Below are 12,840 nucleotides of genomic sequence, written 5' to 3' on the forward strand. Positions count from 1 at the left end.
AGAACCAAAGAGAATTAATAAATACAAAATCAGTATTTATCGTTATAAAAATATCCGCGTACTCTCAGCTCATCCCGTCATTCATCACCACAGTGAAGTGCCCCATGAATCCGACTGACAACCTCATTGACTTCGCCAGCTACCGCAAACGCAAACAGGCTCAGCAACGGGCACGGGCCATGTGGGAAATGTACGCACGCAACGCCGGCCTGCAGGCTTTTCAGTGGGTCCAGGCTGCCCAATCGACCGAGACCCGTCACGCGTGAACGCGCAGCAACCCTCGCGTTTTCTGGTGAGCACGGACGAACCCGTGACGGACTTGAATAACCTCGAACAACTGGAAGAAGAGCCGATCTGCGAGCGGGTCGCGCAGAACCTGCAACGGCTGCGGGGCAAGCGTCATCTGTCCCTCGACGCTCTGGCCCGGCAATGCGGCGTGAGTCGGGCCATGCTGGCGCAGATCGAATCCGGACGCAGCGTGCCGTCGATCAAAGTGCTGTGCAAAATTGCCAAAGGCCTGAAGGTTTCGGTGGCGGCGTTTCTCGAGCACCGGGCTTTCGAAGGTGTGGCCGTACTGTCGGCGAACCAGAGCAAACGCCTGGTCAGCGCCAGTGGCGCCTTCGTCAGCCGCGCGCTGTTTCCGTTCGACGTGGCACGCCAATCGGAATTCTACGAACTACGCTTGAGCCCGTTGGGCGAAGACCACTCCGAGGGCCATGGCCCGGGTGTGCAGGAGAACCTGGTGGTGTCGCAGGGCGTACTGGAAATCAGCGTCAACGATGAACGTTATTTGCTGTCCACCGGCGACTCGATCCTGTTCTACGCCGACCAGCCCCACCGCTATCGCAACCCCGCCGACAGTGAGGCCGTGGCTTATCTGGTGGTGACCTACCCGGAGCGCCTGGACTAACCCCCAGAAGCCATGAACCTGTTGGAACGAGCCTGTGTGGCGAGGGGGCTTGCCCCCGTTGGGTCGCGAAGCGGCCCCAAAACTTGCAATCGCGGTGCATCAGGTACACCGCATGCAATGGTTTACGACTGCTGCGCAGCCGAACGGGGGCAAGCCCCCTCGCCACACAAACTCGCTCACACAGTAGCTTTATCAGCGCCACACGAAAAAGCCCCCGCAACCGTCAGGTCGCGGGGGCTTTTAAATGTCTGCTGCCAGGGATCAGCAGGTGCAGCACATCATTGGCATGCCGTTGCAGCTCATCATCATCGGCATGCTGCAATCGTTCATCATTTTCATCATCAGGGCGCAGCAGCTTTTCATCATGTCCATGTTCATGCCGGCCATCGGCATAATTTTGCACATCATGCCGTCGGCCATCATGGTGCATTCCATCATGCACTTCATCGATGGCATCGGCATGCCCATCGTAGGCATTGCCATCATCATGTTCATCATCGGCATGGCCATGCCTGCCTGAGACATGCACATCATGCTCATGTTGCCGCAATGCATCATCATCGGCATGCCGCAGTTCATCATCATCTGCATCATTTCAGCGCTGTTCTTGAACATCGCCATGTCCATGCCAGCAGCCGGCATCATTTTGCACATCATGCCGTCGCCCATCATTTCGCAGCTCATGGTCGCCATCATCATCGGCATGCCCATCATAGGCATCATCGGCATGTTGGCGTTCATCATCGGCATTGGCATCTGCATGGCGTTCATCATGGTGTAACTCCCTAAGCGATTCGATAGTTGGACGAAGCTGATGGGGGCGGATTCTAAGGACTGGCGAAGGGACGACAAGATGATGGCCGAGCAGCAGAAATTGATGTTGAAACCGCTTTAGTGCCGTGGCGGGGACGCCGCTGACTGCTATAGCGCCCCTACGGAATTCATCGCAGACAGAATCGAAGCGAGGACGTGGTTTTATCGGTTATGGATATTCGACCCAATGCTATACAAAGAACCGAAAGAAATAATCGATCTAAACAGCGCAGAGTTTTTTTTCCGTGCCAGGAACTAGCAAGGCTTGTGCATTCGCAACCAGGCCTGCTGGCGCTGTTGCGGTCAGGAGCATGCAGCAGCACACCGACCTGACCCGCCAGTTGTTCTTTGAGAACAATAACGTCAAACGATTCAAAACCCTTGTTTCGATGAGCACCGTGAAGCTGGGTTTGAATATCCCGTTGGGCGTTGAATAGCCTACGGTGCAGTGGAAGCGTCAACGACCAAGACTATCCGCCACCCCCCTGGCCTGCTGAGTCGCGACCTCACGCGCGCAGAGGTCAACGTCTTCCCCCAGGATGGTTTTCTCTACAGTCACCGAGTGTACATCCGTCACGCCGATAAATTTCAGCCAGGCTTCAACGTAGGGCTTCTGGAAGTCGAAGCGCTCTGCCGGGGTGATCGACTGCGCCGAAAAATCCAGGCCGCGGGCATACATCACCACAGCGGTCTTGTTGTGCAGCATGCCTTCCAGACCGCGCTCCGGGTCGAAGCTGAACAGGATGTCTTTCTGCGACACCAGGTCGATGAAGTGCTTGAGTTTGTACGGGATGCTGAAATTCCACAGTGGCACGGACATCACCAGCACATCCGCGCTGTGCAGATGCGCGGCCAGCGCTTTCAAGGTGTTCCAGGCGTCGTCTTGCGCCGGGGTCAAGGACGTGCCGTTGAGTCCGGCGTATTTGGCCTCCATCGCCTGATCATTGAACTCCGGCAACGCCATGGTCCAAAGGTCAAGGGTGATGATTTCGGTGTCCGGGGTGTTTTCCTGATAGCGCGCAATGAAGCTGCGGGCGACTTCAAGGGAGGCCGAGCGCTGTTTGCGCGGGGAACATTCGATATGCAGAAGAGTAGTCATGGCACGCCTCGGGTAATGGGAGATGGGGGGCGGCAAACATTGCAACATAGTTTTATTTGGAATATAAATCGTAAATAAATAAGCCATTAATCACGTATCAAACTATGTTCGATGCTCTGCTACTCAAGACATTTGTCACGGTCGTCGATGAAGAAGGCTTCAGCCGTGCAGCCGAGAAGCTGCACCTGACCCAGTCCGCGGTCAGTGGGCACGTGCGACGACTGGAAGAACAGATTGGTAAACCCCTGTTGAGGCGTACCACCCGTTCCCAACAACTGACGCCCGATGGCGAACGCCTGGTGGCTTATGCACGCACCATCCTCGCGCTGAACCGTGATGCCTGGGCAGAACTGACACGCACGCCGTTTCACGGGCGACTGCGGATCGGGGTATCCGAAGATTTTGTCGAATCGCGATTAATGCGGACTTTTCAGGATTTCGCGGCGCAGTACCCGGGGATGGAGATCGACGTGCAGGTGGGCATTCCGGGCACGTTGCTGGCCTCGATGAAACAAGGGCATCTGGAACTGGTCATCGGCTCTCTGTGCGAAACCAGCGACACGGGGCTGCTGCTGTGGAAAGAACCGCTGGTGTGGGCCTGGTCGGCGCAGCCCGTCACCGAGTTACCGACGCCGTTGCCGCTGGCCCTGTTCCCCGAGCCGTGCCCTTATCGCGAGGTGGCCCTGACACAACTGGCTCGGGCGGGGATCGCCCAACGAACGGCGATGTTGTGCAGCAGCACGGCCGGATTGCGAGCCGCAGCGCTTGCTGGCTTCGCGGTAGCGCCCATGCCAGTCAGCCAGTTGGGGCAAGGACTGGCGGTTCTTGGTGCGGAACAAGGATTGCCGGATTTGCCGGATGCGCAGTATCGGTTGTTCAGCGCTCCTGAAGCGGATCAGGCGATTGTGGCAGCGGTCACTCAACTCATTGTGGAGTATTGCTCTACGCGCAGGACTTAAGAATCATACCTTGTTGACCCCGTTACTCACTGCTCAGGGAGAGCGCCATGTCTGTAGAAATCCAGCTTTCGGAAAATGCGACCGAAGCAGAGCGACTAGGCATTTTGACCCCATTGCTGGCCCATAACCTGGCCAACGGTGGCGACGACGCCTATGAAACTTTTGCTCTGTTGCTACGAGACGCTGACAGTAACGAAGTTATTGGTGGGCTGTACGGCAAGATCTCTTATCGATGGCTGCTCATCGATCTTGTCAGCGTTCCCGAGTCAATGCGCGGTCAGGGTATCGGAGAACGGCTAATGCGCATGGCTGAAGAAGTCGCGCAGAAAAAACACTGCATTGGTATCTGGTTGGAGACCTTCAGCTTTCAGGCTCCCGGTTTTTATCAAAAACTGGGTTACTCCGAATTCGGACGCTTGGCAGACTATCCACCAGGACATACCCGGCTCTATTACCAGAAGTTGTTGTGCTGACCGCGTTTTCGATCCAGGGCCGTTAGTTGTGCTTTACAGCGGACGGCTATCGGCCAAAAGCGAACCTTAACGATGGTGAATCAGTCCTCACCTTCATGCGCTCATTTGCCAACCCGGTGCCGTGCAGCTACTGTCAGCGTTATGAATCAGCCACGAATTGCCTTGACCACGACTACCACGACCGCCAGAGGCGGGTCGTGAGAGGTGTCGTGAGCCAATAACACACGAACTTCAAAGGCCCGCCAGTGATGGATAGGGCCTTTTCTTTTGCCCTTGTGTCGCTGGTCCAAACGCAAGGAAAAGCACTATGTATGCACTGTTGATTCTCGATATGCAGGTTGGGTTGTTTCATGGCCCGGATAAACCGTGGGCTGGCGAAGCGCTGCTAGACACATTGAATAACCTGTTGAGTAAAGCCCGGCGTGCAGGTGCGCCGATTTTTCTCGCACGCCATATTGGTCCACCTGGTTCGCCTATCGAGTCCGGAAGTCCGTTGACGCAACTGGTGCAGGAACTGGAGCTACAGGGTGACGAAGTGATCTTCGAGAAAAGCCGACCCAACGCCTTCACCAAGACTGCTCTGGCCGATCAGCTACGAGCTTGTGGCGCTCAGGGCGTGGTCATTACCGGAATGAAGACCCAATACTGTGTCGATAGCACCTGCCGCGCTGCACGGGATTTTGGATTCGATGCAGTGCTGATCGCCGATGGCCACACCTGCAACAGCACCCCTGCGCTGAAGGCTGAAGAGATTGTTGCTCATCACAATGCGACTCTGGCGGGACCATTCTGTCGCGTCGTAAATGCTGAGGACTGGTGTTTCTAACCGCCATCAACAGACCGGTCCGAGTCAGGACCGATCTGCCCACTTTGGGCCGACAGCAGTCGTCGCCGACTGGTAACGGTCGTGGCCCGCCCCTATCGCCCCCCCCTGCTGCGCCCTCTTCACGCTCACACCTGATCCATAGCCTCGACCACTCCCTGATCCTCACCCAGAAACCCGCCGCTTTGATGCTGCCACAGCCGCGCATAAATCCCGTTCTTCCCGAGCAATTCGGTGTGGGTGCCCTGCTCGATGATGCGTCCGTTGTCCATGACGATGAGCCGGTCCATGGCCGCAATGGTGGACAGTCGATGGGCGATGGCGATCACCGTCTTGCCCTGCATCATTTCATCGAGGCTTTCCTGTATGGCCACTTCTACTTCCGAGTCCAGCGCGCTGGTGGCCTCGTCAAGAAGCAGGATCGGGGCATTCTTGAGCATCACCCGGGCAATCGCGACGCGTTGGCGCTGGCCGCCCGACAGCTTGATGCCGCGCTCACCCACAAGGGTGTCGTAACCGGTATGGCCTTGCCGGTCGCTCAGTTGGCTGATGAACTCGTCGGCCTGGGCATTGGCCGCGGCGCTGCGGATTTGCGCGTCGGTCGCATCGGGGCGGCCGTAGGCGATGTTGTCACGAATGGAACGGTGCAGCAGGGAGGTATCCTGCGTGACCATACCGATGGCGCCGCGCAGGCTGTCTTGCGTCACTTTTGCGATGTTCTGGCCGTCGATGCGGATCTCCCCGCTGTCGACGTCATAAAAGCGCAGCAGCAAGTTGATAAGCGTGGATTTGCCGGCGCCAGAGCGGCCAACCAGACCGATCTTTTCGCCCGGACGGATGTGCAGGCTCAGGCCATCGAGCACCTGACGTTCGCCATTGTAGTTGAAGCTCACCTTATCGAAGGTGACCGCGCCGCCGGAGGTCACGAGCACGCCCGCGTCCGGCGCATCCTGCACCTTTGGGCCCCGGGTAAAGGTTGCCATGCCATCCTGCACGGTGCCGATGCTCTCGAACAGCGAGGTCATTTGCCACATGATCCAGTGCGACATGCCGTTGATACGCAACGCCATGGCGGTGATTGCCGCCACGGCACCTGCGCCGACCTCACCCTGGTGCCATAGCCACAGGGCATACCCCCCTGCTGCCATGATCAACGCCACCACCAATGCCTGGTTGACGATCTCGAACTGGCTTACCAGGCGCATCTGACGAAAGCCGGTTTGTTTGAAATCCTCCATCGCTGCACGCGCGAAATGCGCTTCACGATTGGAGTGGGAGAACAGCTTCACCGTCGTGATGTTCGTGTAGGCGTCTGAGATACGCCCGGTCATCATCGACCGCGCATTAGCCTGTTCCTGCCCGACTTTCCCCAGGCGGGGCACGAAGTACCACATGGCCAGCCCGAACAACACGACCCAGGCAATGAAAGGCAGCATCAGTTTCAGGGCGAAGCCGCCGGCCAGTGCGATGATCGCGATGAAATATACCCCGATCCCGGGCGCGATCTCGATAAGGGTGAATAGCATGTCGCGCACCGCTAGCGCCGTCTGCATCACCTTGGTCGTGACCCGGCCGGAAAACTCATCGGAAAAAAACGAAAGGCTTTGCCGCAGCATCAAGCGATGGAAGTCCCAGCGCAGCCGCAACGGCAAGTTAATCGCCAATATCTGATGCTGCACCATGGTGCGCAACGCCACCAGCCCGACACTGGCCACCATGATGATGCCCATGCCCCACAACACGCGACTTTCCTGCGCAGCCGCTTCACCGCCTGCCTGCCAGGTCGAGAGCAGGTCCACGACCTGCCCGAGGAAGGAAAACAGCCAGGCTTCGTAAATCGACACACCGGCACTGAGCAGCGCAAACACCAGAATGTAACCGCGGGCACCCCGCGTACAGGCCCACAGGAAGCGAGCCAGGCCGTCGGGTGGCGGTGGTACCTCGTCAGGAGGAAAGGGGTCGAGCCTTCGTTCAAACGCACGAAGCATGGTGTTCTCCAAAACGATCAAGTTGAGGAGATTCTGCCATTGAACGGTTGCTTTGAGGGGGTTGCGAAGTTAGAGGTATGGCGCTTAGGCAGGTCGCTCTGAGGATTGGGCTGCCGGGGGCGGCCTCTTATACGCTGCCAGAAACCCGGTCGGCAGCGATAAATGTGCCGGTATCGAAGGGGGCTGGCCAAGAACGGACGTTCATCCAAGGACCGCTTTCGGCCGAGGCTGTGTAAAAACGGTTTAGAGCAGGTTTGACAGTCAGAACCAGAACGAAAAGCGCGTTCCTACGCAAATTTCAGGTCCACTGACCCACCAACCATTGGCAGATTTTACGTAGCGACGCAGACTTCAAAACCGTGTCTGCGTTTTTACACAGCCTGGGTCGACTCCTGCCTTCCGCGAGAGCCAGGAATCCACAACCCGAAGCGGACTTTCAAGTTTAGTCATCGTGAATTGGTTTTATGAGCAACAGTTCGTAGGTCAAATCTGCTTCATAAAATGTGGTGCACCACTCTTGAAAGCCCGACCGGGGCTCGCACAATAGACGGACGATGAGTCCAGACTCCGTACTAAAAGTTTCTTTGACGACTGCGATATCTCCAGGCGCCGCATCACGAGCATTTATCCAATCAACATACACCGCCTTCGTAGAATCGACGTGGGTTAGTTTTATGAAGTCGCCTTTGGAAAGTGTCATAACTGTCTTTAATGCCTCATACCGGTCAGGTAAAAACCTGCTTCTGGCCGATTTCTGCCCGCCGCGGAGGGCTGAAAACGACCCGAAGCGGTCATTCGTGGAGTCTCTCTTGCAAGTTTGTTCACTTATTTGCGATGCGAACCCTCGATACTCCCAATGGTGCAACTCATGAACCCTACAATTTTGCCAGCGACTGTTCTTCGTCCCGACATGCGTGATAGCATTTTGATCTAAGCGTTTTTAACTTGCCGGAATTTTCTTGTCTACGCTCGCATTAGCACCTGATATCTCGATCACAACACACAGGTATCAACTGAGGTTAGGTTATGTCCGATGACAGCTATGGGCGCAGCAGGGCAAGTATTTTTTTTCCAGTTTTCAGTATCGGGCAGGCAAAGCTGGTGGTTGTATTTCTTATGCTTTTACTGGTTATGGTCAGCGCCGTTGTGCCAGATACGGCTAAGGAAGGATGGTGGTTGCTAGTCCAGCAGATGATCTTGGTTGGATACAAGGATATTGGGAGCGTTAGTGAAGGGTCAAGTTATAGGTTGGTTGTAATGGTTAGTTTTTCTATGGCGGTTGTGTTGTCTTGGGTTGCTGCTATTGTGATGTCGTTGACTCGTCTTCATATGCATGCTTTTCAGGCTATTGAGAGCAAAAGCTATTTGTCAAGAATTTCGACTATTGTGTTCATACTAGTGCTTTTGTTACTTCCTATTTTTCAAGCGTTGCCAAACAATGATTTTAACTTCTCATATCATGTGTTTAAGGCGATGTGGGAAAGTAGATTTTTGATAATTGGGGCGAGCGTTGTGTATTTTTTGCTCTCTATGGTGCTTTGGGTGCTGGTTTTATTTGAATTTTCTAACCTTCTGGGTTGGAGATCGTCATCGCGTAGTTGAGCTCTGCCATGGCCAAGCAGCGAGTTGCTGACCGTTTGCAGCCGATCGCAACTGGCTGCTTCTGGCCGATTTCTACCTGTCACGAAGGGCAGAAGTCGACCCAAAGCTGTCCTTCAAACCATCTCATTTAAAGTAAAGGTATGGTCCATCACGCCTTTTTCTTAATAGCGCGAATGGCTGCCATGTAAGCGCTGTTTCCTATTCCGATCTGACCCCAGACCTCGCGGCTTTCTCCTTCCTGGCGGTCGTATTGTTCATCCGCATCCCACAGTGAGAGGACTTGGTTTGGAAACCAGTATTCATATGAGGTGAAATCATGAGGGCCAGAATTATCTGAAGCAGCCATCAATGAAAACACTTCGGTGGCAGAGCGCGCGAAGACATCGATGCCCTTGAACACGAACGTGAAATTCGGGTTTCCGCAGACACCAATAAACCAGACTTCATCGCTTGGCCCGTAGGAAAACTGCATGCAGGATTCGCAAAAATAATCAACGCCGTCGTGGGAGTTCTCGAGTGGGAATCCAATGGCAGCCATTGTTTGCCTCGCTACAGCGCGTGGTACGCCAAGCCGCACGGGACCAATGGCTTCGAGTGGTGAGATTTCAAAAACAGGCATCTACTGCGCTCCATAAAAGCGAAAAGCCTAGCTAATAGTTCAGTGCCATTACCAGTACTAACGCAACCTTCTCAACGACTGCTTTTGGCCGATAACTGCCTGTCATGAAGGGCTGCAATCGACCGAGGCTGTGTAAAAACGTTTTTGAGCGCAACAGGTACTCAAAACCGAACTGGAAATCGTGCTTCTACGCGAAATCCACATCTGCTGACGTGCCGATAAACTTCAGACTTAACGTAGACGTGCACACTTCAATTTTGGCGAAGCGTTTTTACACACTCTGGGCCCGAAGCGGTCATTCGTAGGGTATCTCTTGCAAGTTTGCTCGCTTACTTACGATTCGAACTCTCGATACACCCAATGGTGCAACTCATGCCCCCTACAATTTTGCCAGCGACAGTTCTTCGTCCCGACATGCGTGATAGCATTTTGATCTAAGCGTTTTTAGCTTACCGGAATTTTCTTGTCTATGCTCTAGCACCCGATATCTCGATCACAACACACAGGTATCAACTGAGGATAGGTTATGTCCGATGACGGCTATGGGCGCAGCAGAGCAAGTATTTTTTTTCCGGTTTTCAGTATAGGGCAGGCAAAGCTGGTGATTGTGTTGCTTCTCGTTTTACTGGTTGCGGTCAGCGCCCTTGTGCCCGATACAGCTGAGGGAGGAAGTTGGTTGCTGGTCCAGCAGATGATCTTGGTTGGATACAAGGATATTGGGAGTCTTAGTGAAGGGTCAAGCTATAGGTTGGTAGTAATAGTTGGTTTTTCTATGGCGGTTATTCTGTCTTTGGTTGCTGCCATTGTGCTGTCGTTGACTCGTATTAATATGCATGCCTTTCGGGCTGTCGAGGAAAAAAGCTATTTATCAAGAGTTTTGACTGTCGGGGTCATACTAGTATTCTTGTTGCTACCAATTTTTCAAGAGTTGCCAAATAGTGAGTTGCAGTTCTCATATCATGTGCTTAAGGCAATGTGGGAAAGTAGATTGTTGATAATCGGGGCGAGCGTTGCGTATTTTGTGCTCTCTTTGTCGTTTTGGGTGCTGGTTTTATTTGAGGTCTCTAACATTCTGGGGCGGAGGTCGTCAACACGTAATTGAACTCTGCCATGGCCAAGCAGCAAGTCGCTGACCCAGACTGTGTGAAAACGCCAGTGTTTGTCTAACCTTCTGATCGTCTAGATCGTATTGGGGGCGATCTCGACGATGAAAAGGTTAGACGATTACTGGCTCTTTCTCACAGCCTGGCCCCAAAGAGGACGTAAGCTTGCCCCTAATCTCGTGGCATAGCAGCATAGTGAGAATTTACTCCTTCGCTATCACCTATCACGCACCTCCAAGGTCACCATGTCCATAAATCTTGATGAGCTACTGAAAACCGTAGACGACGAACAATCATTCATCGGCTTCATTGAAGCTCTAGGTATGGATTTCGCCGAGGAGCGTTTGCTGGAGGAGACCTCTCCGTCGTCTCCCTATGGACCGGGGGCGTTGGGGTGGGAAAACGGCTCTATTGATACCTTTCTTGATGCTGCCGCAGCGTGGGCGACTGCCAGCTCACGCAGTTCCCCTGTGAGTGCCAGTAGATCAAACGTATGGCAACGCTGTGCGGCCATTTTGCTGGCTGGTAAATTTTATGAGTGAGCCCAGCCATTGCTGTTCGAAGGACAACGACCGAACGAAGGCTGCCGGTCGTGTAAGTCCACTATCGACTCATACTGTTTTAAACCGCAGGTCTTGAACTGCTCGGCGGTGTTTTCACACAGCCTGGGTCGTTCTCTGCCTGTCGCGACAGGCAGCAATCGGCCGAAGCTGTGTAAAAACGATTTAGAGCAAGTTAAACGGTCAGAACCAGAACGTTACTGGACAATCGAGACTATAGTCGGCCTGGTAATACGCATTCTGCCTGCCTATTTCTCCATACAGGCCTTCATCATCACCCTAAGCTTGGCGGGGTCTGGCTGCTGATTAAAGCGCCCTGCCCAGACATGTTCGACCTACACCAGCACGGTCAACCAGGCCGACACCAGCAGCAAAAAAGCCAGTGCATGGTTCACGCGTTTGAACGCCTGTGGCGAACCAAAAAACCGAGCACTACCCACGCCGAGCAACGCCCACAGAGTCATGCACGGCAAAGAGACCAACAGGAACACCAGCGACAACAACACCAGCCGCATGGTCTTGTCGCCGCCACCGGCAAACACGCTCACCACCGCCACCGCCATCATCCAGACTTTGGGGTTGAGCAATTGCAGGGTGGCGGCACCGAACACACTCAGGCCCTCGTCGCGCGGGGTAGTCGGGTTCAGGGACGGCGGCGCGCTTTGAAAGATCTGCCAGGCCAGCCAACTCAACCAGAACGCCCCGATCCAGGCCATCGTCTGCTGCACTCGCGGAAACCGCAGCAGCGTCTCGCCCACGCCGAGCCCGACGGCAAACACAATCAGCGCCGCCGCCACGCATGCGCCAAAAATGATCGGCAGCGTAGCGCCCAGCCCCCACCGCGAACTGTGGCTCAGCACCAGAATATTGGTCGGCCCCGGAGTGATCGAGGCAACGAACGCAAACAGCAGGAAAGGCAACAACGATTCCATGACTCAGACTCCCTGAGGACACATCGAAGGCGCAGAAAGGAACAGCGAAAAAGACATGGCATGGACTCCTTGATCAGATAGGAGGCCATGGTCGCGGGTCAGCTGGTTTCAGTCTGGAAGGTTTGAGCAACGCTTGCGATAGTCCGCTGGCGTGAGCTGGTAGGCACGGCGGAACCAGCGCCCCATATGGCTTTGATCGGAGAACCCGAGAGCACTGGCCACCTGCGCCGGCGACTCGCCCCGCGCCAGTAGCTGCCGCGCCTTGGCCAGGCGCAGCTGGATCAGATAAGCATGAGGCGCCAGCCCAAAGGCTGCCTTGAAGGCCCGCGTCAAGCGAAAGCGATCAACACCACAGGCTTGAGCCAGATCATCCAACCCGATGTCCTCGTAGACATGGGCATGCAGATAGTCACGCGCAACCTGGGCCACCAACGGCAGACGCGGATCAAAGGCCTGCCGCTTGCGCCAATCAAGGTGGCAAGTGAGCGACCCCAACAAGGTATCGATGGCGCTCTGGCGCACGATGCGCAAGTCCCCCTCATGGAGCACGTGGAAGGCTTGATAAATGGCAGTGGCCAGGCCCGGATCCTGGCTCAGGGTGTCGGCAAAGCCCGGCTGACTATCGGCCGGCGCGTGCTCAAACAACGCATGCAACTCCCGTTCAAGCCAGTGCGGATCGAGGTAGAGCATGGAATAGGTAAACCCTTCCTCGGTCGGCGCATGCCCATCGTGGATTTCCCCCGGCTCCAGCATGAATACCTTGCCCGGCGTACTAAGATGGCGAACGCGTCGGCAATTGAACTGCTGCACCCCCTGTTCGGTGACCCCCACCAGAAAACTGTCATGCCAGTGCGGATCGTAGGCATGCCCCTGAAAATGGGCACGAATCGATTCAATCCCGGTATCGGCATCCTGGGACAGCTCAATCCAGTTGCGTTTATCCACGGAAGGCTCCAGAG

General features: G+C 55.0%; 14 protein-coding genes and 1 pseudogene. 9 read left to right on the forward strand and 6 right to left on the reverse strand.

Annotated elements, in window-relative coordinates; genetic code table 11:
* The first annotated feature begins 104 nt into the window (after positions 1–104).
* Together LOY28_RS17635 and LOY28_RS17640 are read left to right on the forward strand one after the other, a co-directional pair.
* Complete coding sequence (locus LOY28_RS17635; protein WP_230172414.1) at positions 105–266, forward strand: hypothetical protein; 162 nt, start codon at positions 105–107, stop codon at positions 264–266.
* Between the two features lie 53 nt (positions 267–319).
* Positions 320–910: a helix-turn-helix domain-containing protein gene (locus tag LOY28_RS17640; protein WP_230172704.1), complete on the forward strand. Its 591-nt coding sequence runs from the start codon at positions 320–322 to the stop codon at positions 908–910.
* A gap of 261 nt (positions 911–1,171) precedes the next feature.
* Here LOY28_RS17640 and LOY28_RS17645 read toward each other — a convergent pair whose 3' ends face one another.
* Positions 1,172–1,684 (reverse strand): hypothetical protein, encoded by a 513-nt coding sequence (locus LOY28_RS17645; RefSeq protein WP_258612265.1) that lies wholly within the window; start codon positions 1,682–1,684, stop codon positions 1,172–1,174.
* Between the two features lie 335 nt (positions 1,685–2,019).
* Between LOY28_RS17645 and LOY28_RS17650 the strand changes: the two are divergent.
* A pseudogene (locus LOY28_RS17650) lies at positions 2,020–2,160 on the forward strand (AsnC family transcriptional regulator); the annotation flags it as partial.
* Between the two features lie 20 nt (positions 2,161–2,180).
* Here the strand turns inward: LOY28_RS17650 and LOY28_RS17655 are convergent.
* The gene (locus LOY28_RS17655; protein WP_258612266.1) at positions 2,181–2,822 is read right to left on the reverse strand and encodes an FMN-dependent NADH-azoreductase; all 642 of its coding nucleotides are present in this window, start codon (positions 2,820–2,822) and stop codon (positions 2,181–2,183) included.
* Positions 2,823–2,926: 104 nt separating this feature from the next.
* Here LOY28_RS17655 and LOY28_RS17660 point away from each other — a divergent pair, with 104 nt between their 5' ends.
* The 3 genes from LOY28_RS17660 (at position 2,927) to LOY28_RS17670 (ending at position 5,080) form a co-directional block, all read left to right on the forward strand.
* Positions 2,927–3,781, forward strand: coding sequence for a LysR substrate-binding domain-containing protein (locus LOY28_RS17660; RefSeq protein WP_258612267.1), 855 nt, complete (start codon positions 2,927–2,929; stop codon positions 3,779–3,781).
* 47 nt (positions 3,782–3,828) lie between these two features.
* Positions 3,829–4,254 (forward strand): N-acetyltransferase, encoded by a 426-nt coding sequence (locus tag LOY28_RS17665; RefSeq protein WP_258612268.1) that lies wholly within the window; start codon positions 3,829–3,831, stop codon positions 4,252–4,254.
* A 307-nt stretch (positions 4,255–4,561) separates the two neighbouring features.
* Positions 4,562–5,080 (forward strand): cysteine hydrolase family protein, encoded by a 519-nt coding sequence (locus LOY28_RS17670; protein ID WP_064618386.1) that lies wholly within the window; start codon positions 4,562–4,564, stop codon positions 5,078–5,080.
* 125 nt (positions 5,081–5,205) lie between these two features.
* Here LOY28_RS17670 and LOY28_RS17675 read toward each other — a convergent pair whose 3' ends face one another.
* Positions 5,206–7,065, reverse strand: coding sequence for an ABC transporter ATP-binding protein (locus LOY28_RS17675; RefSeq protein ID WP_258614476.1), 1,860 nt, complete (start codon positions 7,063–7,065; stop codon positions 5,206–5,208).
* 1,026 nt (positions 7,066–8,091) lie between these two features.
* Here LOY28_RS17675 and LOY28_RS17680 point away from each other — a divergent pair.
* A complete protein-coding gene (locus tag LOY28_RS17680; protein ID WP_258612269.1) occupies positions 8,092–8,667 on the forward strand; it encodes a hypothetical protein in 576 nt (191 codons plus the stop codon).
* Between the two features lie 148 nt (positions 8,668–8,815).
* On the opposite strand, the gene LOY28_RS17685 is transcribed toward LOY28_RS17680, so the two are convergent.
* The gene (locus LOY28_RS17685; RefSeq protein WP_018930309.1) at positions 8,816–9,286 is read right to left on the reverse strand and encodes a hypothetical protein; all 471 of its coding nucleotides are present in this window, start codon (positions 9,284–9,286) and stop codon (positions 8,816–8,818) included.
* A gap of 526 nt (positions 9,287–9,812) precedes the next feature.
* On the opposite strand from LOY28_RS17685, the gene LOY28_RS17690 reads away from it, so the two are divergent.
* Together LOY28_RS17690 and LOY28_RS17695 are read left to right on the forward strand one after the other, a co-directional pair.
* Positions 9,813–10,388, forward strand: a complete 576-nt coding sequence (locus LOY28_RS17690) for a hypothetical protein (RefSeq protein ID WP_111453442.1) — start codon at positions 9,813–9,815, stop codon at positions 10,386–10,388.
* Between the two features lie 246 nt (positions 10,389–10,634).
* The gene (locus tag LOY28_RS17695) at positions 10,635–10,931 is read left to right on the forward strand and encodes a hypothetical protein (protein ID WP_064618392.1); all 297 of its coding nucleotides are present in this window, start codon (positions 10,635–10,637) and stop codon (positions 10,929–10,931) included.
* Between the two features lie 353 nt (positions 10,932–11,284).
* Here LOY28_RS17695 and LOY28_RS17700 read toward each other — a convergent pair whose 3' ends face one another.
* Together LOY28_RS17700 and LOY28_RS17705 are read right to left on the reverse strand one after the other, a co-directional pair.
* Positions 11,285–11,881, reverse strand: coding sequence for a LysE family translocator (locus tag LOY28_RS17700; protein ID WP_258612270.1), 597 nt, complete (start codon positions 11,879–11,881; stop codon positions 11,285–11,287).
* 108 nt (positions 11,882–11,989) lie between these two features.
* A complete protein-coding gene (locus LOY28_RS17705) occupies positions 11,990–12,826 on the reverse strand; it encodes an AraC family transcriptional regulator (protein WP_019579480.1) in 837 nt (278 codons plus the stop codon).
* Between the last annotated feature and the right edge of the window lie 14 nt (positions 12,827–12,840).

The organism is Pseudomonas sp. B21-017 (genome assembly GCF_024749245.1).
Lineage (GTDB): Bacteria > Pseudomonadota > Gammaproteobacteria > Pseudomonadales > Pseudomonadaceae > Aquipseudomonas.

Excerpts from the sequence above, each read along its gene's own strand:
- LOY28_RS17635 (WP_230172414.1), top strand. The coding sequence starts at position 105 with ATGAATCCGACTGACAACCTCATTGACTTCGCCAGCTACCGCAAACGC.
- LOY28_RS17645 (WP_258612265.1), bottom strand. The coding sequence starts at position 1,684 with ATGATGAACGCCATGCAGATGCCAATGCCGATGATGAACGCCAACATG.
- LOY28_RS17655 (WP_258612266.1), bottom strand. The coding sequence starts at position 2,822 with ATGACTACTCTTCTGCATATCGAATGTTCCCCGCGCAAACAGCGCTCG.
- LOY28_RS17660 (WP_258612267.1), top strand. The coding sequence starts at position 2,927 with ATGTTCGATGCTCTGCTACTCAAGACATTTGTCACGGTCGTCGATGAA.
- LOY28_RS17665 (WP_258612268.1), top strand. The coding sequence starts at position 3,829 with ATGTCTGTAGAAATCCAGCTTTCGGAAAATGCGACCGAAGCAGAGCGA.
- LOY28_RS17670 (WP_064618386.1), top strand. The coding sequence starts at position 4,562 with ATGTATGCACTGTTGATTCTCGATATGCAGGTTGGGTTGTTTCATGGC.
- LOY28_RS17675 (WP_258614476.1), bottom strand. The coding sequence starts at position 7,065 with ATGCTTCGTGCGTTTGAACGAAGGCTCGACCCCTTTCCTCCTGACGAG.
- LOY28_RS17680 (WP_258612269.1), top strand. The coding sequence starts at position 8,092 with ATGTCCGATGACAGCTATGGGCGCAGCAGGGCAAGTATTTTTTTTCCA.
- LOY28_RS17685 (WP_018930309.1), bottom strand. The coding sequence starts at position 9,286 with ATGCCTGTTTTTGAAATCTCACCACTCGAAGCCATTGGTCCCGTGCGG.
- LOY28_RS17690 (WP_111453442.1), top strand. The coding sequence starts at position 9,813 with ATGTCCGATGACGGCTATGGGCGCAGCAGAGCAAGTATTTTTTTTCCG.
- LOY28_RS17695 (WP_064618392.1), top strand. The coding sequence starts at position 10,635 with ATGTCCATAAATCTTGATGAGCTACTGAAAACCGTAGACGACGAACAA.
- LOY28_RS17700 (WP_258612270.1), bottom strand. The coding sequence starts at position 11,881 with ATGGAATCGTTGTTGCCTTTCCTGCTGTTTGCGTTCGTTGCCTCGATC.